The organism is Actinacidiphila sp. bgisy160, from assembly GCF_057707815.1.
Genome location: NZ_JBYIQW010000081.1, coordinates 1 through 26,486, shown reverse-complemented (window position 1 = coordinate 26,486; position 26,486 = coordinate 1). Strand labels below are relative to the sequence as shown.

At 72.2% G+C, this 26,486-nt stretch carries 23 protein-coding genes; 11 read left to right on the top strand and 12 right to left on the bottom strand.

All coding sequences use genetic code 11. From position 1 onward, the window contains the following. Positions 1 to 575 precede the first annotated feature (575 nt). From AC3EUJ_RS35010 to AC3EUJ_RS35000, 3 genes are all read left to right on the top strand, one after another. A complete protein-coding gene (locus AC3EUJ_RS35010) occupies positions 576 to 1,649 on the top strand; it encodes a PP2C family protein-serine/threonine phosphatase (protein ID WP_431968694.1) in 1,074 nt (357 codons plus the stop codon). A 543-nt stretch (positions 1,650 to 2,192) separates the two neighbouring features. Beyond that, positions 2,193 to 4,724: a CehA/McbA family metallohydrolase gene (locus AC3EUJ_RS35005; protein WP_431968692.1), complete on the top strand. Its 2,532-nt coding sequence runs from the start codon at positions 2,193 to 2,195 to the stop codon at positions 4,722 to 4,724. 263 nt (positions 4,725 to 4,987) lie between these two features. Next, on the top strand, positions 4,988 to 5,527 hold the full coding sequence (locus AC3EUJ_RS35000; RefSeq protein ID WP_431968690.1) for a manganese efflux pump MntP: 540 nt from the start codon (positions 4,988 to 4,990) through the stop codon (positions 5,525 to 5,527). Here AC3EUJ_RS35000 and pqqE read toward each other — a convergent pair. From pqqE to AC3EUJ_RS34955, 9 genes are all read right to left on the bottom strand, one after another. Continuing rightward, positions 5,487 to 6,605, bottom strand: a complete 1,119-nt coding sequence (gene pqqE, locus AC3EUJ_RS34995; RefSeq protein ID WP_431968688.1) for a pyrroloquinoline quinone biosynthesis protein PqqE — start codon at positions 6,603 to 6,605, stop codon at positions 5,487 to 5,489. The genes AC3EUJ_RS35000 and pqqE overlap by 41 nt on opposite strands. Further along, on the bottom strand, positions 6,598 to 6,927 hold the full coding sequence (pqqD, locus tag AC3EUJ_RS34990; protein ID WP_431968686.1) for a pyrroloquinoline quinone biosynthesis peptide chaperone PqqD: 330 nt from the start codon (positions 6,925 to 6,927) through the stop codon (positions 6,598 to 6,600). The genes pqqE and pqqD overlap by 8 nt, the downstream gene beginning before the upstream one ends. A 5-nt stretch (positions 6,928 to 6,932) precedes the next feature. Beyond that, positions 6,933 to 7,673, bottom strand: coding sequence for a pyrroloquinoline-quinone synthase PqqC (gene pqqC, locus AC3EUJ_RS34985; RefSeq protein ID WP_431968684.1), 741 nt, complete (start codon positions 7,671 to 7,673; stop codon positions 6,933 to 6,935). A gap of 4 nt (positions 7,674 to 7,677) precedes the next feature. Continuing rightward, on the bottom strand, positions 7,678 to 8,586 hold the full coding sequence (gene pqqB, locus AC3EUJ_RS34980; protein WP_431968682.1) for a pyrroloquinoline quinone biosynthesis protein PqqB: 909 nt from the start codon (positions 8,584 to 8,586) through the stop codon (positions 7,678 to 7,680). Between the two features lie 92 nt (positions 8,587 to 8,678). Continuing rightward, the gene (gene pqqA, locus AC3EUJ_RS34975) at positions 8,679 to 8,774 is read right to left on the bottom strand and encodes a pyrroloquinoline quinone precursor peptide PqqA (RefSeq protein ID WP_431968680.1); all 96 of its coding nucleotides are present in this window, start codon (positions 8,772 to 8,774) and stop codon (positions 8,679 to 8,681) included. 45 nt (positions 8,775 to 8,819) lie between these two features. Further along, positions 8,820 to 10,520, bottom strand: a complete 1,701-nt coding sequence (locus AC3EUJ_RS34970) for a PQQ-dependent dehydrogenase, methanol/ethanol family (RefSeq protein ID WP_431968678.1) — start codon at positions 10,518 to 10,520, stop codon at positions 8,820 to 8,822. A 22-nt stretch (positions 10,521 to 10,542) separates the two neighbouring features. After that, on the bottom strand, positions 10,543 to 11,004 hold the full coding sequence (locus AC3EUJ_RS34965; RefSeq protein WP_431968676.1) for an MSMEG_3727 family PQQ-associated protein: 462 nt from the start codon (positions 11,002 to 11,004) through the stop codon (positions 10,543 to 10,545). A 284-nt stretch (positions 11,005 to 11,288) separates the two neighbouring features. Then, the gene (gene katG, locus AC3EUJ_RS34960; protein ID WP_431968674.1) at positions 11,289 to 13,547 is read right to left on the bottom strand and encodes a catalase/peroxidase HPI; all 2,259 of its coding nucleotides are present in this window, start codon (positions 13,545 to 13,547) and stop codon (positions 11,289 to 11,291) included. 37 nt (positions 13,548 to 13,584) lie between these two features. Beyond that, positions 13,585 to 14,979 carry a DNA-binding protein gene (locus AC3EUJ_RS34955; RefSeq protein WP_431968672.1) on the bottom strand — a complete coding sequence of 465 codons (1,395 nt, stop codon included), beginning with the start codon at positions 14,977 to 14,979 and terminating at the stop codon, positions 13,585 to 13,587. A 439-nt stretch (positions 14,980 to 15,418) separates the two neighbouring features. On the opposite strand from AC3EUJ_RS34955, the gene AC3EUJ_RS34950 reads away from it, so the two are divergent. The 3 genes from AC3EUJ_RS34950 (at position 15,419) to AC3EUJ_RS34940 (ending at position 17,568) form a co-directional block, all read left to right on the top strand. Beyond that, on the top strand, positions 15,419 to 15,664 hold the full coding sequence (locus AC3EUJ_RS34950; protein ID WP_431968670.1) for a hypothetical protein: 246 nt from the start codon (positions 15,419 to 15,421) through the stop codon (positions 15,662 to 15,664). 91 nt (positions 15,665 to 15,755) lie between these two features. Next, positions 15,756 to 16,457, top strand: a complete 702-nt coding sequence (locus tag AC3EUJ_RS34945) for a TetR/AcrR family transcriptional regulator (RefSeq protein WP_431968668.1) — start codon at positions 15,756 to 15,758, stop codon at positions 16,455 to 16,457. 121 nt (positions 16,458 to 16,578) lie between these two features. Next, positions 16,579 to 17,568 carry an NAD(P)-dependent alcohol dehydrogenase gene (locus AC3EUJ_RS34940; RefSeq protein WP_431968666.1) on the top strand — a complete coding sequence of 330 codons (990 nt, stop codon included), beginning with the start codon at positions 16,579 to 16,581 and terminating at the stop codon, positions 17,566 to 17,568. A gap of 39 nt (positions 17,569 to 17,607) precedes the next feature. Here AC3EUJ_RS34940 and AC3EUJ_RS34935 read toward each other — a convergent pair whose 3' ends face one another. Continuing rightward, complete coding sequence (locus AC3EUJ_RS34935) at positions 17,608 to 17,964, bottom strand: DUF6223 family protein (protein WP_431968664.1); 357 nt, start codon at positions 17,962 to 17,964, stop codon at positions 17,608 to 17,610. A 219-nt stretch (positions 17,965 to 18,183) separates the two neighbouring features. Between AC3EUJ_RS34935 and AC3EUJ_RS34930 the strand changes: the two genes are divergently transcribed. The 3 genes from AC3EUJ_RS34930 to AC3EUJ_RS34920 all read left to right on the top strand — a co-directional run bounded on the left by AC3EUJ_RS34930 (position 18,184) and on the right by AC3EUJ_RS34920 (position 22,457). Further along, positions 18,184 to 19,308 carry a sensor histidine kinase gene (locus tag AC3EUJ_RS34930; protein ID WP_431968662.1) on the top strand — a complete coding sequence of 375 codons (1,125 nt, stop codon included), beginning with the start codon at positions 18,184 to 18,186 and terminating at the stop codon, positions 19,306 to 19,308. Beyond that, the gene (locus tag AC3EUJ_RS34925; protein ID WP_431968660.1) at positions 19,305 to 19,973 is read left to right on the top strand and encodes a response regulator; all 669 of its coding nucleotides are present in this window, start codon (positions 19,305 to 19,307) and stop codon (positions 19,971 to 19,973) included. Before AC3EUJ_RS34930 ends, AC3EUJ_RS34925 begins: the two co-directional genes overlap by 4 nt. A 393-nt stretch (positions 19,974 to 20,366) precedes the next feature. Next, the gene (locus AC3EUJ_RS34920; RefSeq protein ID WP_431968658.1) at positions 20,367 to 22,457 is read left to right on the top strand and encodes an acyltransferase family protein; all 2,091 of its coding nucleotides are present in this window, start codon (positions 20,367 to 20,369) and stop codon (positions 22,455 to 22,457) included. Between the two features lie 130 nt (positions 22,458 to 22,587). Here AC3EUJ_RS34920 and pdxR read toward each other — a convergent pair whose 3' ends face one another. Continuing rightward, positions 22,588 to 24,003 carry a MocR-like pyridoxine biosynthesis transcription factor PdxR gene (pdxR, locus tag AC3EUJ_RS34915; protein WP_431968656.1) on the bottom strand — a complete coding sequence of 472 codons (1,416 nt, stop codon included), beginning with the start codon at positions 24,001 to 24,003 and terminating at the stop codon, positions 22,588 to 22,590. Between the two features lie 47 nt (positions 24,004 to 24,050). On the opposite strand from pdxR, the gene AC3EUJ_RS34910 reads away from it, so the two are divergent. Further along, a complete protein-coding gene (locus AC3EUJ_RS34910; protein ID WP_431968654.1) occupies positions 24,051 to 25,220 on the top strand; it encodes an MFS transporter in 1,170 nt (389 codons plus the stop codon). 236 nt (positions 25,221 to 25,456) lie between these two features. Here the strand turns inward: AC3EUJ_RS34910 and AC3EUJ_RS34905 are convergent, their stop codons facing one another. Then, positions 25,457 to 25,948, bottom strand: a complete 492-nt coding sequence (locus tag AC3EUJ_RS34905; RefSeq protein WP_431968652.1) for an FBP domain-containing protein — start codon at positions 25,946 to 25,948, stop codon at positions 25,457 to 25,459. A 121-nt stretch (positions 25,949 to 26,069) separates the two neighbouring features. Between AC3EUJ_RS34905 and AC3EUJ_RS34900 the strand changes: the two genes are divergently transcribed. Further along, complete coding sequence (locus AC3EUJ_RS34900; protein ID WP_431968650.1) at positions 26,070 to 26,444, top strand: hypothetical protein; 375 nt, start codon at positions 26,070 to 26,072, stop codon at positions 26,442 to 26,444. Positions 26,445 to 26,486: the final 42 nt, after the last annotated feature.

Genomic DNA, 26,486 nt, shown 5'->3' with positions numbered 1-26,486 from the left:
TGTGTCCCAGTAGTCCGCGCGCACACGGGCGTCGGCCGCCGGGGACGGCGACACGGACGCGGCAGCACGCTCCTCTTGCGGCTGCCGCGTCCCGCACCGGTGTCAAGGGGCGGGTCTTCCCGGCCGGTTCCGGTGCGGCGAGGCCGGTTTCACCGTCGAAGCCGAAAGCGCTCTGACGATCGACATCACCCCGCTCCCACCGAGACGGTGGGCCGCTGCGCCCTCGGTGCGCTGCGCCGCGCACCGCCGTCGCGTCCGCCCTGTCGCCGGGGGACCTGACCGCCCTCGACGGGCTGCTCGACACCGGCAGCGCCCACAGCATTCTGCGCCGGGCCGGCCTGTGCGTACGCACCGAGCGCACGGCCTGGGCCGCATGCCGCCCCTGACCACCGGGATGGTGCCGGGCCCTGCACGGACGGGCAAAGCGCCGTGCACGACGGGGCAAGGGGCCGGGCCCGGCCGCTCCCTACGGTCGAGGTGTCCCATCACGAGTGGGACGCCCATGCGTGGGCCAGGGACCGATCGCGGATCCGTCGGCTCCTGGCCCCGCGCACGACCGCGAGGGAGTGGCGCTGATGACGGACGTCGAACAGTTCGAGGAGGGGCGGGACGAGGGAAACCGGTTGCGATATCTGGCCGTCGCCAGCGTCGTGGCGTGGATCCTCGCGGTCTGCGCGGTGTGCGTGATCCTGCCGCTGTACTCCCATCCGAGCCTCGCGTGCGGCCTCGCGCCGCTGATCACCGCGGGGACCGCGGCGATGGTGCTCGGCCGCGTGAAGGCCCGCTATCGCTGCCGGGCGGCCAAGGCGCGCGCCGTGTCGGACACCGTGCGTCGGGTCCTGCTGCGGCCGCTCCCCGGGCGCATCGGCGCGCTGGGGCTCGCCTCCATCTACCGGCCCTGCGGGGGCCGCGGCCAGGTGGGCGGGGACCTCTACGCGGTCGCGCGCGCGGGTGAGTCGACCCGCCTGATCATCGGCGACGTGTGCGGCAAGGGCCTGCCCACTTTCGAGGACGTCGCGGCCGTGCTCGGCGCGTTCCGGGAGTGGGCGCCGCGCGCCGCGACCCTGGCCGAGTTGTCGGCGCGGCTGGAGGAGAGTTTCCTGTTCCACCTGGCCGAGAGCCAGGACCTCGCCCGCGACAAGGACGAGCGGTTCGTGACGGCGCTTCTCCTGGAGGTGCGGGACGGCGAGCGGTTCGCCCGTATGGTCAACCACGGCCATCCGCCGCCCATACGGGCTCGCCGGGGGAGTGTCGCGCTGGTGGCGGGCTGCCCGGCTCCCCCCTTGGGCCTGTACGGTCTGCGGGAGTGCGGCGCCATCGAGGAACGCTTCGAACTGTGCCCCGGGGACACGCTGCTGCTCTACACCGACGGGCTGATGGAGGCCCGCGACGCCGACGGGCGCTGCTACCCGCTGCTGGAACGCGCGACCGCGTGGCGGTGGATCCGGCAGGGCACGCCGAGTCACGTGTGCCTGCCGGACGTGCTCGGAGAGATCCTCGAGGACGTCGTCGAGCACGCCGGGCGGCTCCCGGAGGACGACCTGGCGATGGTCGCGCTGACCCGCGTGGAGGAACCGGACGCGGCCTTGCTGTCCTGGCGGGCCGGTGAGGCCTGGCGCGAGGACGCGGCGCAGTGGCGGCAGGACTGATCGCCAGTCGGGTTGCCGGGGGAGGGGGCCGGCGTCCCGCGGGGGCTGCGGCCTGCGGGACGCCGGACTGCTGACCCGCGGGGGATCCGAGGAACGGGCACGGGGGTCGTTCGACCCGGACAGCGGCCACACCCATAGGGGTGTTTGACGCATGCGGGGGACAGGGACCGCCTGCCACAGTGAAGGGCAGGAAGGACGGCTGGGCCCTCCGCGAAGCCGGTCATGACGAGACCGGCCGGTCAGTGCTGCCCGGAGGCGGCCGCACCCGGGTCGCGATCTCCTGACGCGAAGACGCGAGGGCCTTCGCGCGGCCGTCATGGAACGGGTGGCGCGAGGCCCCGACTCGTACCCGCTCCGGGCCGGTCGGTCGACCCTGACAGCGGCGTGCACGGTGGAGCCGCCCAGGCGCCAAGTGGCGCCTTATCTGTCACATCACAGTGAACAGTTCGCTGTTCGTTCATTTCGTGGCAAAAGGTGCGCTTTACCGTCTCGGGAGACTTCACACCGATCCACCGGGGAACGGTGCACGGAAAGGCGCAGCACATGGAAACGACAAGAGGGTCCAACGGGCCGGGCCGTGAATCCGAGGCTCTGACCCGCCGAAGGTTCGTCGTCATAGCGGGAGCCGCCGTCGCGGCGGTCGGTGTCGGCGCGAGCACCGCCGACGCGGTCACCGGATCCGCCCTCGAACCGAGCGGCAAGGTCAAGACGGCGAGCGGGACCTCCGTGCTCAACCGGGCCAAGGCGCCCAGGGGCAAGTGGCTCGCGGGTGACACCCACGTCCACGACGATCACTCCTCGGACGGCAGCGGGCCCCGGCAGACCTCGCATCAGACCCTCCCCGGCAACCTTCCGGTCGGCGACCAGATCGCCCAGGGCGAGAAGGCCGGCCTCGACTTCATGCCGCTGACCGACCACCGGACGTACGACCAGGTCTGGGATCCGCAGTGGAAGTCGTCCAAGTTGCTGCTGATCCCGGGCGAGGAGGCGAACGGCTCGCCTCACGCCATCGTGCTGGGCAACGTGGACGTGATCGTGGACGGCGCCAACCCGGCCGGTTCCGCGGCCTTCCGGCACGTGCAGCAGTCGGTCTGGGACGCCCATGCGCAGGGTGCGGTGTGGTCGCAGGCCCACCCCGACGACGGCGAGTACACGCCGGCTGCAGGCCCGAACGCCAACGCCAGCGTCCAAGGCGCGGACCTCGTCGAGGTGCTCAACGTCTCCACCGGCCCGGACGAACAGGTCGAGTACGCGGAGAACCGCTGGAACGCCGGTTTCCGTTTCGGGGTCGCGGCGGCGAGCGACTGCCATTTCCGCGAGCTGTGGGACGTCGACGCCCCCGGGACGCCCACCACCCACGTCTTCGCGGCGCAGCGTTCGGTCCTGGGCGTCCTCGACGGGTTCCGCGGCGGCCGCACGACGGTCGCGCAGAACACCTCGGGGCCGTTCCTGACCATCGAGGCCGACGTCGACGGTGACGGGGTGTTCGAGGCGATCGGCGGCGACGAGGTGGTCGTGTCCGACCGTAAGCTGCCCAAGCAGGCCACCCTGCGCGTGAAGGTGAGGGGCGGCAAGGGAACCACCGTCCACGTGTACGCGGCGCCCGGCCGTTCGGCCGGCCCGATCGCGAGCTACCACCCGCAGCGAGCCGACGAGAGCTACGAACTCCCGCTCGTACTGAAGGGCACGGACCACGGCTGGTACCGGGCCGAGGCCCGGTCCCCCGGCAGCGCCTCCGGTTCCGACGCCGACCCGAACCTGCCCGACCAGCTGCGCGCCGCCACCTCGCCCGTCTTCGTCTCCGTCGGCGCTCGGGCCGAGCCCCGGCCCGAGATCGCGCTCCCGGCCGCCGACACCGCCCGCGACAAGGCGGCACTCGTCACCGGCGACATCGGAACGTTCACCGGCTTCGCCGACGTCGCGGTCGTCGGCGACGTCACGCACGTCGTGGCGGAGGTGCACGAGAAGCAGGCGAGCAAGGTGGTCTACCGCCGGCTCGACAGCAAGGGCAGGGTCACCAAGTCCGCCACCTTGTCCGGTCGTTCGGCCACCGCGCGGTTCCCGCGGATCGTCGCCGGCTCCCACGACGTCTGGGTGGTCTGGCAGGACGAGCTGGGCAAGGAGCAGCCGCACCGTCCGGTGATCCTCCTCGCGCACAGCGCCAACGGCGGCAGCTCCTTCAAGGCGCCGACCAAGATCAGCAAGGGCAAGGGGCGTGCCATCCACCCGGCGCTGGCGCTGGTCGACGACAAGCGTCCGCTGGTCGCCTGGTCCGACAACAGCGAAGGCGCGTTCGACGTGTACGCGCAGATCGTAGGCGTCGACAAGGCGGCGGTGAACATCTCCGCGGCGGGCAAGGCGACCAGCCCGGGAGTGCCCGGCGACGCCCGCTCGCCGCGCTACCCCGCCTCGCTGTTCCCGGCCGTCGCCGTCCACGACGGCAAGCACGCCGTGATCAGCTGGCAGGACGATCGCTACGACCCGGACCCGCTGTGGACCGGTCACACCCCGCCCTCGGGCCAACCGGCCGCCGGTGGCACGGACCCGGACAACTGGCAGGTCCTGGCGTCGGTGCGCAGGGCGCCGGGTCGTGCCTGGAGCGCCCCGGTCCAGGTCAGCAGGGTCAGTGACCGCTCGGACCGGCACCCCGGCCTGACCGTGGACCGGGACGGGACGTTCGTCGCGATCTGGGAGAGCGGCGCGCTCCAGAGCTCGGGCTCCAACCTCCAGCTCCGGGCCAGCCGCTCCACCGACGGTGGCGCGACCTGGACGGCCTTCGAGAACCTCGCCCTGGACGCCGACGCGATGAGCCAGCGGGCCAAGCTCGGCGTGGACCCAGACGGCACGGTGCGCGCCGTCTGGTACGACTCCCGTTCGGCCGACTGGCGTTGGAAGATCTTCACCGCCACCCTCGACCGCGCCGAGGGCTGGTCCGGCGCCACTCAGGTGAGCCACGGGGGCAACAACACCTGGCCCGCCCTCCACAGGGGTGTCGTGGTCTTCACCAGCGACCGCGGCGCGGCGCGCACACAGCGCGACGAGACGCAGCAGATCTTCTGGGTGAAGCTGGCCTGAACAGCCGGCCCGCGAACCGCACGGCATCCTTCCCCACGCGCCTCCGGGGCCGCAGGCGCGTGGGGAGGGGGGTGCTGCGGCGGGGCGGCGCCGGGGACCGATTGGCCCGGCGCGCCGCGGCGGGTAGTGTGGAAAACGCCCGGGAGCGCGATTCGCGGGTTGATTCCGCGGACCGTCCGGGGCACCTTCTCCAACCTGACGGACATTCCACGGGCTGGGTTCGGCCCAGCCGCCGTCGGGCGCCACCAGGCAGCGACATCGCCATGATCTGGGAAATACTGGTCCTGGGTTTTGTACTCAGTCTCGACAACTTCCGGGTGTCGATCGCGCTCGGCACCGTACCGTTCGGTCTGAAGCGCGCGGTGCAGGTCGCGCTGGCCTTCGGACTGTGGGACGCGGTCATGCCGCTGGTCGGGCTGTTGATCGGTCGCCGGATCGGGGAGTCCGTCGGGGACGTCGCCGACGTGGTGGGCGCGGTCGCGCTGGGCGGTTACGGTCTCTACCTCGTCATCTCGTCCCTTCGGAACCCCGAGCCGCACGAGTTGGACCACCCGTGGGCGCTGTTCGGCATCCCGTTGACGCTGAGCCTGGACAACCTGTTCGCCGGGGCGAGCCTCGGGATCCTCGGGCTCTCGCCGTGGTTCTCCGCCGCCGTCTTCGGAATCGTGACGGCGGTGATGTCGCTGATCGGGCTACGGCTCGGGCGGGCGGCGGCACGACTCATCCGGATCCGCTCGGACCTGCTGAGCGGGGTCACCTTGATCATCGCCGCTGTGGCGCTGCCGTTGTGGTTCGGCGGTTAGGCCGGTGCGGCCGGGGCACCGGCGGGTGATCGCCGGCCCGCTGGTCGGCGTTGGCGGCCTCGACGGCCTTGACGACCAGATGGTGGTCGGGCGACAGGTGGCAGACCGGATCGGTGCGTGCCGCGTCGCCGGTGAGCAGGAACGCCTGGCAACGGCACCCGCCGAAGTCCACCTCGCGCCGGAAACAGCTCCGGCAGGGCTCGGGCATCCAGTCGGTTCCCCGGAAGGCGGACATCACCGGGGACTCGGCCCAGATCCACGCCAGCGAGTCCGTCCGCACGCTGGCCCGCGGCAACGGCAGGGACTGGGCGGCCGGGCAGGGCAGGACGTCGCCGTTCGGCGTCACGGTCAGCAACCGGGACGCCCAGCCGCCCATGCAGGGCTTCGGGTAGCGGCTGTAGTAGTCGGAGATGACGTAGATGACGTCCATGCGGTCCCGCAACCGCTCACGTGCCTCCCGCACGACGACCTCGGCCGCCGCGAGCTGTGCCCGGCTGGGCAGCAGGGCCGCACGGTTCCGCCAGGCCCAGCCGTAGTACTGGGTGTTGGCCAGCTCCAGCCGGTCGGCGCCCACCTCCTCGGCCAGTTCGATCAGGTCGGCGACACGGTCGATGTTGTGCCGGTGCAGCACCACGTTCACCGTCAGGGGCCAGTCCAGTTCCTTGACCACGCGCATCGCCTCGACCTTGCGCCGGAAGGACGGGATGCCGGCGATCCTGTCGGACACGACCGGCTCGTCGGCCTGGATGCTGACCTGCACGTGCTCCAGGCCCGCGGCGCGCAGTTGCTCGGCCCTCGGACGCGAGAGCCCGATGCCGCTGGTCACGAGGTTGGTGTAGAGGCCCAGGTCGTGGGCGGTCGCCGTGATCTCCACCAGGTCGCGCCGCAGCAGGGGTTCCCCGCCGGACAGATGGCACTGCAGGACCCCGAGGTCGCCGGCCTCGGCCAGCACCCGCCGCCACTCGCCGGTGTCCAGCTCGTCCTGGTAGCCGCCCAGATTCAGCGGGTTGGAGCAGTACGGGCAGGCCAGCGGGCAGCGGTAGGTGAGCTCGGCGAGCAACCCGAACGGGCTATCCATCGGAGAGCTCCATCCACCGCCGGGCGACGAGCCGGGCAAGGAACCGCCGCACCTCGTCCCCGGGGACGGTCCGGTAGCGTCCGCCCAGTTCGGTCACGATCTCGGTCACGGTGTGCCGCCCGTCGCACAGTTCGAGGATCGCCGCGCCGCTGCCGTTCAGGACCACCACGGTCTCGGGGTGCAGCAGGATCGGACGCCGTCTGGTCCGGCAGAAGGTGAGCCGGACGTGGCGCGCCAGCCGGGGCCGGTCCGAGCCGCGGACCTCGGTGCCGGGTCCGGTCCTGGGGCCGGTCCGGGCCGTCGCGGTACGGGTCGGGTCCATGGCGGTCACTCCGGGTAGGCCTGGTCGATGGCGTCCATCACGCTCCACAGGACGTCGCACTTGAACGACAGGGCGTCGACGGCGCGCGCCCGGGACTCGGCGGAGAGGCAGCGCGAGGTGACCACCTGGAGGGCGTGCTCGCAGTCGCGCGGAGCCTGCTCCAGGCGGGCGCGGAAGTAGGCGAGGCCCTCGGGGTCGATCCACGGGTACCAGCGCTCGAAGGCGGCCAGGCGGGCGGCCATCAGGTCGGGCGCGAACAGTTCGGTGAGCGAGGACGCCACCGCCTCCACCCACGGGCGGGTCCGGGCGAAGTCCACGTAGGCGTCGACGGCGAACCGTACTCCGGGCACCAGGTGCCGGTGGTCCAGGACCTCCTCGCGGGTCAGCCCGGCCGCTTCACAGAGACGTAGCCAGGCCTCGATGCCGCCCTCGCCCGCGCGGGCGCCGTCATGGTCGACGATCCGCCGGATCCAGCGGCGGCGGACCTCGAGGTCGGGGCAGTTGGAAAGGATCGCGGCGTCCTTGCGGGGGACGTTCTCCTGGTAGTAGAAGCGGTTGGCCACCCAGCCACGGATCTGCCGGCGGCTCAGCCGGCCGGCGTTCATCGCGACGTGGAACGGGTGCTGGTCGTGGTACCGACGCGAGTGGGCGCGCAACGTCTCGACGAAGTCGTCGACTCCGCTGCTGCTCCTGGTCGTTCCCGTCGGTGTTGCCGGGGTTGTCGGGGTTGTGGGTGTTGTTGTCACGGTCCTACACCTGCACCTCCATGCCGTCCGCGGCCACCTCCATGCCGCTCTCCCGCACCGCACGCCGCTCGGGCGAGTCCGCCAGGAGGATCGGGTTGGTGTTGTTGATGTGCACGAAGATCGTCCGCCCGGCGCCCAGCGACGGGAGCTGCGCCAGACTGCCGTCCGGGCCGTCGATGGGCAGGTGGCCCATCTCCCGGGCCGTCTTGCCGGCCAGTCCGAGCCGTACGAGCTCGTCGTCGCGCCAGCAGGTCCCGTCGATCAGCAGGCATCCACAGCCCTCGATCTCCGCGCGCAGCGCCGGCGTCAGGGCCTGCACCGCCGGCAGGTAGACCAGCGTCCCCCCGCTTCGTTCGTCGGTCAGCCGGTAGCCCACGACACGGCCGTGGTCCGCCTCGGCCGCGAACCGGGCGCGTTTGGCGGTGGGTACGTCGAACGCGCGGCAGGACAGCCCGTCCGTCAGGGACAGATCCGCGCCCGGGATCACCGCCCGCCACTCGACGGTGCAGTAGTGCCGGAGCGTGCTCAGGAGTCCCGAGCCGTCGCACAACGTCTTGTGCGCGGCGGGTGTGGCGTACACCCGCAGTGCACGGGCCTCGCGCAACAGGAGCAGGCCCAGCGTGTGGTCCAGTTCGGCGTCGGTGAGCAGCACCGCTTCGAGCGGCGTCGCCCTCTGGCCCCGCGGGTGCAGGCCGGGGAAGGCCTCGAACTGGGCGCGGAGATCCGGTGAGGCGTTGAGGAGGAACCAACGGCGGTGGTCGGCGCTGACGGCGATCGAGGACTGGGTGCGCGGAGGGCCTGCCCCGGAGCGGACGGCGGCGCACACCTGGCAGCCGCAGTTCCACTGCGGGGACCCACCCCCCGCCGCCGAGCCCAGCACTCGCAGCAACACGCGGAACTCCGTTCGTCGCATGTCCGGGTCCGTCACCGGCCCGGCCGTCCGTCGCGTCCAGAGCCGACGGCGCGGGGGCGGCGCCGGACCCGGTCCGGCGGGCCCCACGCTCGCTAGTCCTCCAGCCGGGCGACGTACATGGTCACCTCGGCCGCGACCGCGATCACCTCGAACTCGGGCGTCTCCCACTCGGTGAGCTGGGATTCCATGAATCCACCTCCTTCCCGCCGGATACGGCAGGCTCCGGTCGCGCGCTACGACCATTCGGGGAGGGCGAAGACGATCAGGGCGCTCCCGTGCCCCGCGCCGAGCATGCCGGGGAGGAATCCCTCGGCCCATCCGCCCCAACCGACCGGTACGGCGATGTACTGCCTGTCGTCGACCATGTAGGTGGTCGGGCTGCTGTGGTGGCCGCTGCCGCACTGGAACTGCCACAACTGCTGCCCGGTGCGGGCGTCGAGCGCGTTGAACTCGCCGGAGGGCTCGCCGGCGAACACCAGGTCGCCGCCGGTGGCCAGCACCGAGGCGCACATGGGCAGTTCGTTGCGCCAGCGCCACTTCTCCTGGCCGTCGGCGTCGAACGCGCTGACGGACCCCGCCATGTCCTCGATGTCGACCTGAACGCCCGCGCCCCAGTACGGGATGCTCTCCTTGAACTCCCGCCGCCGCCGCGTGGCCGTGGCGCCGGTGTCCTGGACGGGGACGTAGAAGAGCTCGGACTTCGGGCTGTAGGCCGCGTGGGTCCATTCCTTGGCGCCGGCCGGACCCGGGTAGAAGTGGACGGGTTCTCCCTCCTTTTCGGGGTACAGCTTGGCCGTCACCTGGCCGTCCCTCGTGATGGCCCCCCACGTGATGCGGTCCACGAAGGGGGTGATCCCGACCCTCGCGCCGTTCGTGCGGTCCAGGACGAAGAAGTAGCCGTTCTTGTCGAAGTGCCCGAGCAGTTTGCGGCCGTCCCGCTCGAACAGGATGCACTCGGCGATGCTGTCGTAGTCCCACACGTCGTGCGGGGTGCACTGGTAGTGCCAGCGGATCTGACCGCTGTCGACGTCGACGGCGATGACGCAGTCGGTGAAGAGGTTGTCGCCCTCGCGGACCCCCCCGTCGAAGTCGGGCGCCGGGTTGCCGGTGCCGACGTACAGCAGGTTCGTCTCCTGGTCGAAGGTGCCGGTCACCCAGCAGTTCGCCCCACCGCGCGCCCACGCCTCGCCGTTGGCGGGCCAGGTCTCCGAACCCGGCTCCCCGGGCTTGGGCACCGTGTAGCAGCGCCACTGGTGCTCGCCGGTGTTCAGGTCGAACGCGTCGAGGTGGCCGCGTACGCCGAACTCACCGCCGGAACTCCCGACGATGACCATGTTCTTCACGATCAGCGGGGCGAGTGTGGCGCTCTCCCCGGCCCGGACGTCACCGTAGGTCTTGTCCCAGACCCGTTTGCCGGTGGTGGCGTCGAGTGCGATCACACGTGCGTTCGCCGTGACGAAGAAGACCTTGCCCTGGGCCACGGCGACCCCACGGTTCACGTTTCCGCAGCACAAGGACACGTCGAAGGGGACCGCGTGCTTGTACCGCCAGATCTCCACGCCGGTCTTCGCGTCGAGGGCCCAGACCCAGCCGTCCCAACCGGACAGGAACATGACCCCGTCGACGACGATCGGTGCGGCCTCGAACGAGTAGGTCGACGCGCCCGCGATCAGGCCGGTCGTGCCGGCCTGGAAGACCCAGGCGGGGGCGACGCGCTTGACGGTCTCCGTGTTGATCTGGTCCAGCGGGCTGTACCGCTGCCCGTTGTAGGCGCCGTAGTAGGTGAGCCAGTTGTGGGGCTCCTGGCGGGCATTGAGTATGCGTTCGTAGTCGACGCTCGCCACCACGGGCGGCGCGACGTCCCCGCCCGCTACCTTGCCGGTCAACTTCCCTTGGTCGACGGCCTCACCCGCGTCCACGTAGTCCACGGTCATTGGTTCTGCCTCCTCCTTCTTCCTACGGCCGCGGTTGTTCGGGGCGGTCGAGGCGAGCCTCCGGCGGAGCGTCCCCCATGACGACGATGGCCCCGGTCAACCCCCGGCCCTCGTCATTGCCCGTGGGCGAGCCGAACCAGTAGTAACCCGGCCCGTCGAGGTTGAGGGTCGCCCGTCCGCGCGAATGGTTCACCAACCAGATGAACTTCCGGTCGCCATTGCTCGGCAGGAGCGCGCAATGCGTGTTCAGGTCGTCGTTGACGAGTTCGAGCTCGATATCGCCTCCATGGGGCATGACCAGAATAGAGGGATCCCAGGTCAGCTCGTCGGGGTGGATGCGAATTGTGGCCTGCATCCTGCCGTCCGGTTTCTCGGCGGCATAGCCGATATTCCCGGTTCCCAGCACTTGACCCAGCGCTGCTTTGTTCTGTTCGGCCAACCCGATCTTGTCCAGCAGGTCGGATCGCTCCTGCGTGGTCGTCATCGGGGCGTCACTCTCCTCATGCCGAATCGCTGTGTCCACCTCGCGCCGACCGCGTCGACGGCGGTACGGCGCAGCCGGTTCCGCACCTTCCTTCGAATTCTCGGAATCGACGTCGAATTCATGCACCGTATTTTGTCACGGCGAAAAGCGGATAATTTTTTGCCCAATAAACACGCTACGCCGGATGGATCACACCGACAAGCATGGGCGCCGGTACGGGGCGGCTCGTGCCGTTCGCCCGCGACCGGCCACCGTTCGTCCCCCGAAAGCCACCGCCGAGAGGATCAGCCGAGGTCGCACCGATCGAGGTTCATGACCTTGTCCCACGCGGCCACGAAATCCCGCACGAACTTCTCCCGCGCGTCGTCGCTCGCGTAGACCTCCGCGACGGCACACAGCTCGGAGTTCGCGCCGAAGACGAGGTCGACCCGGCTCGCGGTCCACCTGACCTCGCCGGTGCCCCGGTCGCGCCCCACGAAGGTCTCGGCGGTCGCGGACTCCGGCTCCCACGCCGTGCCCGTGTCGAGCAAATTCACGAAGAAGTCGTTGGTCAGCGACCCGGGCTCCGAGGTGAGCAGGCCCAGCGGCGACTGCCGGTGGTTGGCGCCCAGCACCCGCAGGCCACCCACCAGGACGGTCGTCTCGGGCACGCTCAGGCCCAACAGGTTCGCGCGGTCGACCAGCAGGTGCTCCGAGGGCAGCCGGGCGCCCTTGCCGCGGTAGTTGCGGAACCCGTCCGCGGCCGGCTCGAGGGGGGCGAAGGACTCCACGTCGGTCCACTCCTGCGTGGCGTCCGTGCGTCCCGGAGCGAAGGGGACCTTCACGACGTAGCCGGCCGCCTCGGCGGCCCGCTCGACGGCGGCGGCCCCGCCGAGCACGATGAGGTCGGCCAGCGAGATCTTCTTGTCCCCGGTGCTGGAGCCGTTGAAGGACTTCTGGATGCCCTCCAGGGTGCGCAGCACCCGCGCCAGCGTGTCGGGGTCGTTGACCTCCCACCCCCGTTGCGGCTCCAGACGGACGCGCGCGCCGTTCGCCCCGCCCCGCTTGTCGCTGACGCGGAACGTCGAGGCCGACGCCCACGCCGCCCCGACGAGCTCGGAGACGGACAGCCCGCAGGCCAGGAGCCGGCTCTTGAGCGCGGCGATGTCCGCGGCCCCGACGAGCTCGTGGTCCACCGCGGGGACCGGGTCCTGCCAGGTCAGCCTCTCCCGCGGGACCAGCGGTCCGAGGTAGCGCTGGACCGGGCCCATGTCGAGGTGCGTCAGCTTGAACCAGGCCCGGGCGAACGCGTCCGCCAGCTGGTCCGGGTTCTCCAGGAAGCGCCGTGAGATCGGCTCGTAGACCGGGTCCGACCGCAGCGCCAGGTCCGTCGTCAGCACGGTCGGGGTATGTGTGGCCGACGGGTCGTGGGCGTCCGGGACGGTGCCGGCCCCGCCGCCGTCCCGCGGCGTCCACTGCCACAGGCCGCCCGGGCTCAGCTCCAGGTCCCACTCGTAGCCGAACAGGGTCTCGAAGAAACTGTTGTCCCATGTCGTGGGGGTGGGCGTCCACGTGCCCTCGAGCCCGCTGGAGATGGTGTCCGGGCCTTTGCCGGTGCCGTAGCGGCACTTCCAGCCCAGGCCCTGCTGCTCGAGGGGGGCGGCCTCGGGCTCGGGGCCGAGGTAGGTGTCCGGGGCCGCCGCGCCGTGGGTCTTGCCGAAGGTGTGGCCGCCCGCGATCAGTGCGACGGTCTCCTCGTCGTTCATCCCCATGCGCCGGAAGGTCTCGCGGATGTCCCGGGCCGAGGTGAGCGGGTCCGGCACGGTGTTCGGCCCCTCCGGGTTGACGTAGATCAAGCCCATCTGGTCGGCGGCCAGGGGGCTTTGCAGCTCCCGGACCCCGCCATGGCGTTCGTCGCCGAGCCAGACGCGCTCGGGACCCCAGTAGACGTCCTCGTCGGGCTCCCACACGTCCGCCCGGCCGCCGGCGAAGCCGAAGGTCGTGAAACCCATCGATTCCAGGGCGCGGTTGCCCGCGAAGACCATCAGGTCGGCCCAGGAGATCTTGCGGCCGTACTTCTTCTTCACCGGCCACAGCAGCCGGCGCGCCTTGTCGAGGTTGCGATTGTCCGGCCAGCTGTTCTGCGGTGCGAACCGCTGCATGCCGGAGCCCGCGCCACCGCGGCCGTCGGCGATGCGGTACGTCCCGGCGCAGTGCCACACCATCCGGATCACGAGCGGCCCGTAGTGGCCGAAGTCGGCCGGCCACCAGTCGTGCGAGGTCGTGAGCGCCTCGTCGACGTCGCGCGCCAGGGCGTCGAGGTCGAGCGTCCGGAACTCCGCGGCATAGTCGAAGTCCTTGCCCATGGGGTCGGCCATGGCGGGGTGCTTCCGCAGGATCCTCAGGTCGAGCCGGTCCGGCCACCAGTCGTGGTTGCCCGCGCCGGCGATCGGCCGGCCGGGGTGCCCGGCGGAGGCTGGGGCGGCGGCCGATGCGGGGAGGCCGAGACCGCCCCCGCTGCCGGCGTTCGCCTCGCCGGCAACGGCGTCCGGGATGTCCGTCACGGGGGAGCTCCTTCCGGATTGGAGGTCGCTTGGTGGTTCAGATGTTCAGCGCGCGACGCACAGCCGGCGCGTTCCGCCGGGAAACCGGCACCATCCCGTTCGCCCGGTCGTCCATGACCAGGGACAGCTCGCCCTTGAGGCCGCGCTCGATCTCCCGGATGCGGCTGAGATTGACCACGTACCGGCGGTGCACGCGCAGGAAGCCGACATCCGCCAGATCGCTGTCCAGCTTGTCCAGACTCAAGGACGAGGCTCGCAACCGCCCCTGATCGGTGGCGAGCCACACGTCGTTCCCGTGGGACTCGGCGAAGCAGATCTCCGGCAGTCGCAGCAGCACCATCCGGTTCTCGCGCGTCGCGACCAGCCGGCGCGGCGGCATCCCGGGGTGCGCGGACCCCTCCGCGGGTGGCATGCGCGCCCCGCCGGAAACCCCGAAGAGCACCAGATGCCCGATCAGGCGCCCGGACGAGAAGACGGGCCGGATGCTGATCGACGTCGGCTCGTCGGCCAGGTGGGCGAAGATCTGCGTCGAACCGACCCAGTCGGGATCGTGGGCCGCCTGCCCGCTGGCGTACCGGGCGGCCGCGAGGAATTCCGGCAGCCCGGGGTTCCACCGCAGGGTGGGGTCGATCGCCGGGGTGTACGCGGGGACGCCCAGGAGCACGCTTGCCATGTCGTCGGCGATCACCACCTTGCCCGCGGTGTCCACGGCGGCGAGCGGGGCCGCGGACGTCGTCCTGGCCTGGGTGTAGGCCGCGACCAACTCCGCGCCGCTGTCCCGGGCGCGCCTCTTCAGGGGAGAGCGGGCCATGCCGACGGCGCTCGCCAGCCAGTTTTCGGCGGCCGTGGGCAGCCTGCTGCGCCAGCAGGAGATGTTCAGCACCGCGATCGGTTCCCTGGTCACCACGTCACGAACCGCGATGCCCGCGCACGCCCAGTCGTGGAACGCCCGGCACCAGTGCTCGGCGCCCCTGATCGGTACCGGGCCGTGCGCCTCCAGCGCCGTGCCCATGCCGTTCGTGCCGGCCGCGCACTCGGACCAGCAGAACCAGGGCGCCAGATTGCACTCGCCGGCGCGGGTGAGCGTGGCGTGATCACCCCACGAGGCCAGGATCCGGCCGGTGGCGTCGGCGACGGTGACGACACCGCCGAGATTGCCCACCTCCTGTGCCACTGCCGCGGCGCGGAAGCCCAGCTCGGCGAGGATTCCGTCGTGCTCGGGCACGGGGTCGCGCTTCGCGACGGCCACCGGGGCCTTGGCGAGGTGGGGATCGACCCGGTACTGCTCCCGGCAGCGCTGCCAGGAGATCGCCACGAGGGGCCGGACACCGGGCACATGATCCTCGCCCTGCACGAACCGTTCCCATGCGGCGAGCACGGAGCCGCCGCCGAGGTTCGCCGAGTTGGGCTCAAGCCGACGTGTGTCTCTCATGGTTCACAACCGCCTCCGGCCCATCCCCTACCCGACGGCGTGGACGCGGTCCGCGCCGTTGACCACCGCTCGTGGCGGGCGGGCGGGCCGGCGCGGGGCCGAGTACCGCGTCGCGGGTTCTCCTGTTTCGTCACCCGCGCCAGGCCGTGTCACCGGCCTGCACAATCCACCCTAATACAACCCCCGATCGGGTATTTCCCTCCTGGGGTGCCGCGGCTGACCCCGCGAGGTCGAATGATCGGCAGCCGGTCGCGGCGGGGAGTGCCGGACGAGGGGACCGATGAGCTGGGCCGAGGCGCGACGCCGGTCGTGGATCCCCTGCCGGAGGGAGCGACGCGACCCCTCGTCGCGGCGAAGGTCCGCCGGCTTCCGGCTGAGCGGGGCGCCGCGCCGGGGCGCGGCGGTGGTGCGCCCTCTGCGGTGGGGGTGAGGGGCGGCGGTGGACGCCGTACCGCCAGGTGTGCGCGAGCTCGCGGGCGAACGCGGCGTCGCTCGCCTCGTCCGCGGTGGTGACCTACCGGTCGGCCTGGCCGCGCGGGTCCCGTCATGCGGGACGATCCTGTGGGCCGGACCGGTCATCGCGAAGACGACCGGCTCCTACGGCGAGGGGGCGACGTTCCTGCTCCTGGCGACCGCGGCCGGTACCGGCCTGCCTGCCTCCCGCCCCCGCGCCGCGCAGCGGTAATGGGTGTGGGGGAGGATGGGTCCGGCCTGTCCGCGCGTGTGCCGCCGTGGTCCTGAGGGAACAGGCCTGATCGAGCCGTGGAGCGAGGGGGATGGTCGAGATCGCCATGCAGGCCGGCGCCGCGCCGCGGCCCCGTCAGCCGTTGAGCAGGGAGCGGATCCTGGCTGCCGCGGTGGCCCTGGCCGATGACGGCGGAGTCGCGGCCTTGAGCATGCGGAAGATCGCGGGATCGCTCGGTGTGGTGCCCATGGCGCTGTACAAACACGTGGCGAACAAGGACGAGTTGCTTGACGGCATGATCGATGCCGTGGTCGGTGAGATCGACCCGCCCGCTGCCGGAGTGGACTGGAAGGCGGCCGTGCGGCGGCGGGTGCTGTCGGCGCGCCGGATGCTGCTGCGTCATCCGTGGGCGTCAGGGGTGATCGAGGCGCGGATGAAGGCGCGTTCGGCTCCGACTCCGGCGGTGCTGGGCTACCTGGACTCGATGATCGGCATCTTCAGGGCCGGGGGCTTCCCGCTGGATCTGGTCCATCATGCGATGCACATCATGGGCAGCCGTGTGCTCGGCTTCTCCCAGGAGCTGTTCGAGGACACCCCGGGAGGCGAGCCGGACCCGGACGCGTTGCCCCCGGAGGAGATGGCGGCCCGCTACCCGCATGTCACCGAACTGGCGATGGCGGTCGCCCACGACGCGGAGTCCGTCGTCGGTGCCGGCTGCGACGACCAGCTGGAGTTCGAGTTCGCACTGGACCTGATGCTGGACGGCCTGGAGCGGCTGCGCGACGCGGCCTGACCCGGCGAAAAGGAAACCCGCCAACGCGGCCTGCTGCCATGCCTCTTGACGAGTGTACGCCGTACACCTACGGTGCGTGGCAAGGGAGTCGGACATGACGGCGAGGCGTTGGGGGGGGTCGATGAAAGCGATCGTCCAGAAGAGGTTCGGCCCGCCCGAGATCCTGCGGCTGGAGGACGTCGGCCGGCCCGAGGCGGGGCCCGGCGAGGTACTGGTGCGGGTACGCGCGGCGGCGCTCAACCCGTACGACTGGCACATGATGCGCGGCGACCCGTATGTGGCGCGGCTGTTGGGCGGCATGGGGGTGACGCGGCCGAAGGTGCCGGTGGCGGGCATCGACGCCGCCGGCCAGGTGGCGGCGGTCGGTCCCGGCGTGCAGGGCGTCGAGCCCGGCGACGAGGTGCTGGGCTTCTGCCCGGGAGCTTTCGCCGAGTACGCCCGAACCACGGCGGACCTGGTGGTCCCCAAACCCGCTGGGCTGACGTTCGAGCAGGCCGCGGCAGTGCCGATGGCGGCGGTGACCGCGCTGCGCGGCATCCGTACCGTCGGCGAGGCGAAGGCCGGGCAGCGCGTACTGGTCAACGGGGCGGCCGGCGGCGTCGGCAGCTTCGCGGTGCAGATCGCCTCGGCCCTGGACGCCGAGGTCACCGCGGTGTGCAGCCCCGGGAACGCCGATCTGGCGCGCTCCTCGGGAGCCGCACACGTCATCGACTACACCCGGCAGGACTTCACCAGTACGGACACCCGCTACGACCTGATCCTGGACAACGTCGGCAACCACCCGCTCAGCCGGCTGCGCCGGGCGCTGACCCCGGCGGGCATCCTGGTGGCCAACGGCGGCGGATCGCCCGGCCGCGTGGTCGGGGCGGTGGGCTCGACGCTGCGGCTGGTCGCGGCCAACACGGTCGTCCGGCAGCGACTGCGCGTCATCCTCCCGGCGGCACCGGCCGGCCCCATCCGGGAGGATCTGCTCGCGGTGACCGCGCTCATCGAGGCCGGCCGGCTCACCCCCGTGGTCGGCCGGACCTACCCGCTGGCCGGAACCGCCGAGGCCATGCGCCATGTGGAGGCGGGCCACGCCCGCGGCAAGGCCGTGATCACCGTTCCCTGAGCTTCCCGGTCCGGCGACCGCCGCTCGCCTTCGCCGCGCTCAGGCGGCGCGGCGGGAGCAGCGGGCCAGCGCCTGCCGGCCCAGGACCACGGCGACCAGCCCGATCGCCACGGCCACGAACCCACCGACGATCCCGTTGCCGGTGCCGGGGCCACCGTCGGCGGTGACCACCACCAGCCCACCGTTGACCACGGAGACGAGCCCGGCAGCCATGGCCGCGATCGCCGGGGCCCGCCCGTCGCCCGTCCCGATACGCCGGGCGAAGGAGGTCAGAGCGAGCACGCCGAGGACCACGCTGAGCAGCGCCAGCACAGCGGCCGTGCCGGCCCAGACGCGCTCGGGGGTCAGGGTGTAGGAGCTGGTGGCGGCCTGCGCCAGGACGGATCCGACGGACATGGGGTTCTCCTTCGTCTGCCACGACTGGGATGTCGCCCGATCATGGCCGCCGGTCCCGGCACGGAGCATCCCGCAGGCGCGGTCACTTCGTGCTGCCGCCGTTGAGGCAGTCCGCTGCTGCGGATGCCGCAGGCGCCGCGCGTGTACTGCGGACGTGGTAGGAAACGGCTCGTCCGCGAGCGGGACTCGCCCCGGGCGGCGTCCGGCTAGGGTGCGCGCATGGACAAGGGACGGTTCGGCGTGCCCACCGCCGCCGGCGACTGGGCGATCGCGATCGGCGTGGCGGCGGCGTTGCTGGCCACCGGGCTGTCCGGGCAGCATCCCGCGGGAGCCCTCGGCCTGCTCGGTTCCGTACTGCTGGCGAGCGGCGGCCTGGCGCTCGCCGTGCGCCGGCGGATGCCCTTGCCCGTGCTGGCCGCCACCGGGCTCTGCGCGGTCGGCTACCAGGCGGCCGGGTTCGATGTGCCCGCCGTCGCCTACCTGTTCGCGGTCTACGCCGCCGTACGGGCGGGACACCGCTCCGTCACGGTGGTGGCGAGCGTGGCCATGCTGGCCGCGCTTCCCCTCGCGGCCCTGGTCTCCCTGCACGACACGGGCCAGGCGTTCGCGCAGGCCCGCGGCGCCCTGGAGGTGGCCTGGCTGATCGCCGCCGGCGCCGCGGGGGAGGCACTGCGGCAGGCCGAGCGGCGGGCGGACGAGGCCGAGCGCACCCGCGAGGAGACCGCGTTGCGCCGCGCCGACGAGGAGCGGTTGCGCATCGCGCGCGAACTGCACGATTCCCTCACCCACCAGATCTCGATCATCAAGGTGCAGGCCGAAGTCGCCGTCCACGTGGCCCGCAGGACCGGCGAGCAGGTGCCGGAGGCCCTGCTGGCGATCCGGGACGCCGGACGTGAGGCGAGCCGGGAACTGCGTGCGACCCTGGAGGCGCTGCGCGACGACGACAAGGCCCCGCCGCGCGGTCTCGACCATGTTCCGGAACTGGTGGAACGGGCGCGTGCCATCGGCCTGGACGCGACGCTGACGATCGAGGGACAACACCACGGCGTGTCCACCGCGGTGGGCCGGACCGTCTACCGGATCGTTCAGGAGTCGCTCACCAACGTCGCCCGGCACGCCGCCGCCGGCACGGCGTCGGTCCGGATCGACTGCCGTGCGGACGCCCTGGCGGTCCGCGTCGATGACGACGGCAAGGCCAGGCCGGGCTCCGCCCCGGTGCCCGGCGTGGGGCTGCTCGGGATGCGCGAGCGCGTCACCGCGCTCGGGGGCCGGCTGCGGGCGGAGCCGCGTGGTGAGGGGGGCTTCACGGTCCAGGCCGAACTCCCCGTGGACCGGACGTCGTGATCCGTGTCCTGCTGGTCGACGACCAGCCGCTCCTGCGCAGCGGATTCCGGGCGCTCCTCGACCTCGAGGACGACATCGAGGTGGTGGCCGAGGCCTCCGACGGGGAGGAGGGCCTGGCACTGGTCAGGGAGCACCTGCCCGACATCGCTCTCATCGACATCCGCATGCCGGTCGTCGACGGCATCGAGGCGACCCGGCGCATCGCCGCCGACCCGGCCCTCGCGGGCGTGCATGTCGTCATCCTGACGAACTACGGCTTGGACGAGTACGTCCTGGACGCCTTGCGCGCCGGCGCAGCCGGATTCCTCGTCAAGGACATCGTGCCGGAGGACTTCCTCCACGCCGTACGCGTCGCCGCGCGCGGCGACGCCCTGCTCGCGCCCTCCATCACCCGCAAGCTGATCGACCGGTACGTGGCCCAGCCGCCCGGCACCGGCTCCGGCACCGGCGTGGGGCTCGAAGAGCTGACCAACCGCGAACGCGAGGCCGTCGCCCTGGTCGCGCAGGGACTGTCCAACGACCAGATCGCCGCCCGCATGGTGATCAGCCCGTTGACGGCGAAAACCCATCTCAACCGGGCCATGACCAAACTCCACTGCCGCGATCGCGCCCAGCTCGTGGTGCTCGCCTACGAATCCGGCCTGGTGGTCCCCCGCAATTCCTGACCTCGGCGGATGATGACGGCGCCCGGGGACAGCGGCCGGCGGATCCTGGGGTGCTTCTTGTCCTCCCCGGGCTCGTGCCGGGGAGGAAGGCGGCGTCGCCGGCCGACGTGAGCCGGAGTCCGGCCAGAGCCGTTCACCGTGAGCGTCGGTGAACGAAGGGGCAACAGTGGGCGCGTGCTCGGTGAGGAGCGGATGAATCGTTCCGAACCGGCGCAACCCTGTCCGGTTGTGAAGGGTCTTGGCCGTGGCGTCGTGTCGCTCGGCGTTCATCGGTCATGATCAAGGGAGAGTTTCGTGGTGCGTGCGTCGCGGCCTGCGGAGAGTTCGGCGCGGGGGTCGGCGCCCCCACTGACGGCTCATGGCGGCGGCCGGGCGCCGGGCGGGTACGGCGCCGTGGCGCCGCACCCGCCCGGCGCCGGAGCACGGCTGCGCCAGGACATTCAGGGCCTGCGCGCGCTCGCGGTGGTACTGGTGGTGCTCTCGCACGCCGGAGTCGGCCGGCTGGCGGGAGGCTACATCGGGGTTGATGTCTTCTTCGTCATATCGGGCTTCCTCATCACCTCGCTGCTGTCGCGCGAACTCGCTCGAACCGGCCGCGTGTCCCTGCGGCGGTTCTACGCCCGCCGCGCGCTGCGGCTGCTCCCCGCGTCCACGGCCGTAGGGCTGGTCACGCTCTGCGGGGCGTGGCTGTTCCTTTCGAAGGTCCGCTTCCACGCGTACGTGGCGGACGCACTCAGCAGCACCTTCTACGTGGTGAACCTCCGGCTGGCAGGCGCCGGCACCGACTACCTCCAGGCCGGCAGCCCGCCGTCGCCGTTCCAGCACTACTGGTCGCTGGCGGTCGAGGAGCAGTTCTACCTGCTCTGGCCGTTGCTGCTGTGGGCGAGCTGGAGACTGGCGCGGCGCCGTGCCGGGCTGGTCGCGGCGCCCCTCGCCGTGCTGTGCCTGGTCTCCTTCCTGCTGAACCTGTCGGTCACGGGGGTCTCACCGTCCTGGGGGTACTTCGGCTCGCACACCCGCTTGTGGGAGCTGGGCGTCGGCGCGCTGCTCGCCCTGTCCACGCGCAGGCTGGAGCGGTTGCCGGCCTGGTCGGCCGCGGCCATGAGCTGGGCCGGGCTGGTGTCACTGCTGGTGGCGGCTGTCGCGTTCGACGATGACACGCCGTTCCCCGGTTGGTACGCCGTCGTGCCGGTGCTCGGCGCCGCGCTGGTGCTGGCGGGCGGCTGTGCGCCGGCGCGGTACGGCGCCGGGTGGCTGTTGTCGCTGCGGCCGGCCACGTGGGTCGGCGGCCTGTCGTACAGCTGGTACCTGTGGCACTGGCCGACGCTGGTGATCCTGCCGGCGGCGCTGAACCGGCCGCCGACGGTGGGGTTCGCACTGGTGTCGGCGGCGCTCGCGCTCCTGCCGGCCTGGGTGACGCTGCACCTGGTGGAGAATCCGGTGCGGTTCCACCGCGTCTTCCGCGACCGTCCGCTGCGGGCGCTGGGGCTCGGGGCGGGGATGACGGCGTGCGCCGTCGCAGCGGTGCTGGTCGCGGAGAGTTTCCCGCCCCGGATCAGCTCGGGCGTGGCGGCGCCACATCTGAGGAGCGCGCTCACCGGGGCCGCCGATCCGCAGGCACACCTGACCGGGCTGCTGGCCGCACCGTCCCGCAGTCTGCCGTCCAACCTGACGCCCGGTCTCACCATGATCAAGGGGACGTCGTCCGCGATCTACCGGGACGGCTGTCACATCGGTTACGGCAGCGCGGCGACTCCGCCGTGCGTCTACGGTGACCGGTCGGCGTCGACGACGGTCGTGCTCTTCGGGGACTCACACGCCGCCCAGTGGTTCCCGGCTCTGGAGCGACTGGCCCGCGAGCACCACTGGCGACTGGTGTCGCTGACCAAGGCCTCGTGCAAGGTCGCCGCCGTGACCACCGTCCACCAGGGCAGGCCGTACGCCTCGTGCGACCGGTGGCGCACCAGGGCACTGGCCCGGATCAGGTCCCTGCGTCCCGCGCTGGTCATCGCCTCCTCCTCGGACGCGGCCGACCTGGCCCGGCCGTCCGGGGACCCGCGCCGGCAGTGGACGGAAGGCTTCGAGCGCACCTACCGCGAACTGACGTCCTCCGGTGCCGAGGTGCTGGCCGTCGAAGACACCCCGTGGCCCGACGGCGACGCGGTGGACTGCGCGGGGAACCATCCGCTGGAGCTGCACCGGTGCGCCTCCGACATCGGGCACGCGGTCAGGGATCCCGACAAGAAGCGGGAGATCACCGAGGCGGCGGCGGCCACCGGCGTCTCGGTCGTCGACCCGGCGCCCTGGCTCTGCGGCACCGGCGGTGTTTGCCCCGTGGTGGTGGACGACACCTTCGTCTACCGCGACGACAGCCACCTCACCGAGTCCTACGCCGAGGCCATCGCACCGGTACTGGACGACGCGATGACCACCCTCTACGGAGCCGACCTGAACCGGCGTCCAGGGCCGAGCCGCGCGCAGTAGCTGTCACAGGAAGCCGTGCCATCCGGTCTCCATGGGTGCAGGCAGGCCTGGCGCTGCAGTCCGTGACAGTGCCGGGCCCGCCTGTGCCCGACCACGGCGCGCCGCGCACGGGAGACGCCCGGCATGCGCCTCAGCCCGTGAGGAGGTCGCTGACGGCGGTGATGCCGGCGGCGATCGCGTGCTGGTTCGTGTTGCCGAAACCGAGTACGAGCCGGGCGCCGCCCCCCGTGGCCGGCGCCGAGTGGTTTGCGGCGATCCCGTAGAGGCCGACCCGCCGGGCCCGGGCCGCGGCCACGACCTGATCCTCGTCGCAGCCCGGGCCGAGGTGGGCGACGGCGTGGAAGCCTGCGGCGAGACCGGTGAGCCGTACACCGGGGGCGTGCACGGCCAGCGCTTCGACCAGGGTGGCGCGCCGGGCGGCGTACTCGGTGCGCATGCGTCGCAGGTGGCGGTCGTAGCGTCCGGAGGTGATCAGGTGGGCGAGGGCGACCTGGTCGATGGTGGGGGAGCCGCGGTCGTCGGAGGCCTTGAACGCGACGATGGGTCCGTGGAGGACGGGCGGGCACAGCAGCCAGCCGAGCCGGAGGGCCGGCGCGAGGGATTTGCTGACGGTGCCGATGTTCAGCACCCGGTCGGGGGCCAGGCCCTGGAGCGAGCCGACGGGGTCGCGGTCGTAGCGGAACTCGGCGTCGTAGTCGTCCTCGATGACGACGGCGTCACGGCGCTGAGCCCAGGCGATCAGCGCGCGCCGTCGCCGGGCGGTCATGACGACGCCGGTCGGCCACTGGTGCGCTGGGGTGACGAGGACGGCTCGCGCGCTGGTCGCCTCCAGGGCCCGCACGTCGATGCCGTTCTCGTCGACGGGCACCGGTATCGCCGTCATCCCGGCCAGTACGGCGGCCCGGGCTGTCGCGGCGGGTGCGCCGGGGTCCTCGTAGGCGACGGTGGTCACGCCACGGGCGGCCAGCGCGCGCAGGGCCAGGGCGAGGCCCTGGGCGTAGCCGGAGCATATGACGGTGTGTCCGGGGTCGGCGGCCGCGGCCCGGACCCGCCGCTGGTACCCGGCGACCACCTCGCGGAGCACCGGCGCGCCGCGCGGGTCGCCGTAGTCGAGCGCGGTGGACGGCAGAGCGCGGGTCGCCTCGCGCGTCGCCCACAGCCAGTCGGCCACTGGGAAGGAGGCGAGATCGGGGACGCCGGTCCGGAAGTCGGCCATGAGCCGCGGCCCGGCCTGCGGTGGGCCGGACGCCGGCGTGGGCGCGGGCTGGGGGCAGGCACGGGCGGCGACGGTGGTGGCGGCTCCGATGCGGGTGGTGAGATAGCCCTCCGCTTGGAGCTGTGCGTAGCAGTCCTGGACCAGGCCGCGGGAGACCCCGGTGCGGCGGGCCAGTTCGCGTGAGGACGGCAGACGCTCGCCGACCTGGAGTCGGCCGGCCCGGATGGCGTCCCTGATCTGGCGTTCCAGCTGGGCGCGCAGCCCTTCGCGACTGCCCCGGTCCACGGTGAGCAGCAGCTCGGGCGACAGACCGGACCACTGAAGCGGCATGGAATTGGAGCTTACCGGGGGACCGGCCGGCTTCTAGCGTCGGCGACATGACCACGCCACCCAGCACCCCGCCCCAGACCGGCACACCTTCCGCACCCGCCCGCCCGCCACTGGTGACCCGTCAGCTGCTGCTGCGCTTCTGGACGGTGATCGGCGCCTCCGCGAACTTCTTCCTGCTGCTGTCGGTGGTGCCGCTGTACGCCCAGCGCAGCGGCGCCGACGCGGGCCTGGCCACCGGCGCTTTGATGTTCGCCACCGTCGGCGGCGAGTTGGCGACCCCGCGCCTGGTGGCCAGGTACGGCTACCGGGTGGCCTTGGCCGCGGGGCTGGTCCTGCTCGGGGCGCCCGCACTGGTGCTGACCGCCGGGGACGGCATGGCGTGGATCGTCGCGGTGTGCCTGCTGCGAGGTCTGGGTTTCGCGCTCACCGTTGTCGCGGGCGGCGCGTTGACGGCCGCGCTGATCCCGGTGGAGCGGCGCGGCGAGGGGCTCGCGCTGGCGGGGATCGTGTCGGGCGTGCCGTCCTTGGTGGGCCTGCCGTTGGGCGTGTGGCTGGCCGCGCACGTCGGGTTCACGCCGGTGTGCGTGGCCGGCGGGGTGATGGCGCTGGCCGCGGTCGTCGTAGTGCCGGGGCTGCCCGGACGGCAACCTTCCGACGGCCGGGACGCCGGCGTGGTCGCGGGTTTGCGCGATGGGGCGCTGGCGCGGCCCACCGCGGTGTTCGCGACGACGGCGCTGGGGGCGGGGATCATCGTGACGTTCCTGCCGCTCGCCGTGCCCGCGTCGCTGTCCGTGATGGTGACGGTCGCGCTGTTCGCCCAGCCCGCCACGTCCACCGTGGCCCGCTGGTTCGCCGGCCGGTCCGGCGACCGCCACGGCCCGGCCCGTCTGGTACTGCCGGGCCTGCTGGCCTCGGCCGCCGGCCTCCTGCTGACGGCCGGGACGGGCAGCCCGGTGGCGGTGCTCGCCGGGGTCGTGCTGTTCGGAGCCGGCTTCGGGGTGGCGCAGAACGCGACGCTCACGCTGATGTACTCCCGGGTCCCGGAGTCGGGGTACGGGACGGTCAGCGCGCTGTGGAACGTGGCCTACGACGGCGGAATGGGCGTGGGTGCCCTCGCCTTCGGCGCGACGGCGGCCCACACCGGCTACCCGGCGGCGTTCGCGCTCACCGCCGCCGCGATGCTCCTCGCCCTGGCCCCCGCGTGGCGCGACCGCTGACCGGGGCGGCCGGGCCCCGCGTCGCGGCGGGGCCGCCGTGACGACCGCGCCGAGGCGGTGGCCGGGTATGCGCGGCGTCGTCCACGGCCGGCGCGTAGCCGGTCATCTTGTCCGCTGCGTACTCACGCCTCAGGTCGCCGCCCACCGCGGCGCCGGCAGGGTTCCTGCTGGACAGGAACGTGATCCAGCCGGACAAGCCGCGTAGCGGGGGGAGCCTGTCGAGTGGGGAGCCGGCTTCACATGGTGACCTTCGCGATGAACGCGGCGAGGTTCGCGACGGTCCGCTCGATCTTCTCCTCCATGGTGAGCGTCTCGTGGAGCCGTGCGCCGATGCCCACGTCCTTCTTGCCCCGCACATAGAGCGGGCAGGCGAGGTCGCCGCACATGTAGGCGCCTACGGTGTTGCCCTGCTGTCCGGCCTTGCCGGCCCGCGGGGCGACCATGAGTTCGACGCCTCCTGTGTGGGTGGTCAGGCACATCGAGCACATGCTGGGCCGCGCCTGCCAGGAGGCGGCACTGGAACTGCGCAGGGTGAGGGCCACCAGGCGGTCGTCCAGCTCGGCGACGAGGTAGGACCGGTCGGGCGCCTGGGGGTCGCGCCAGCCGAGGAAGTCCAGGTCGTCCCAGGGGCGCTCGGCCAGATCGCGAGGCACGTGCAGGCGTTTCGCCTCGCCCTTGCTGCAGTTCACGAAGGCGGAACGGATCTCTCGCTCAGTCAATGGCTCCATAAGCTGCAGGCTAATTTACCTAAAGGTATTAGGCAAATTAATAATCGTCGCAGCTAGGTGGGGGAGAGGCTATGGTTCGAGCGGAGCGGCCATCGACGACGGCGACGTGATGGCCGGCTGCATGAAGGTTCGTTGCGAGCCGTCCGCGGGGGAGGTCCGCCGGGTCTCCCTGGACGGCGGGGTTCGTCCCGACTGCCGCTACCGGGGTGCCGGGGTGCCGGCACCGTACTCGTGGAAGCCGGGGCGTCGGCGGCGCGCTGATCGGGGACGCTGCCGACCGGGGCCACGACCGTGCCGTTGCCTGACCGGAGCGGTCACCGGGCTCGCGACGGTCCTGGCGACCGCGTGCAGCACGCTGGACGGCCGCCTTCCGGCCTTCGGCGGCGCGGCGCTGCTCGCTACGCCGGCCGCCATGGCCCTCGTCCGCGCCGCCCTGGCCTTCCCCGTGCGGGCCGAGTCCCGCGTCGCCCCCGCCCACCTGCCGGCGGTGCGGTGACGCGGGCAGCGCGGCCGGTCACGCGCGGCCGTTCGCATGACG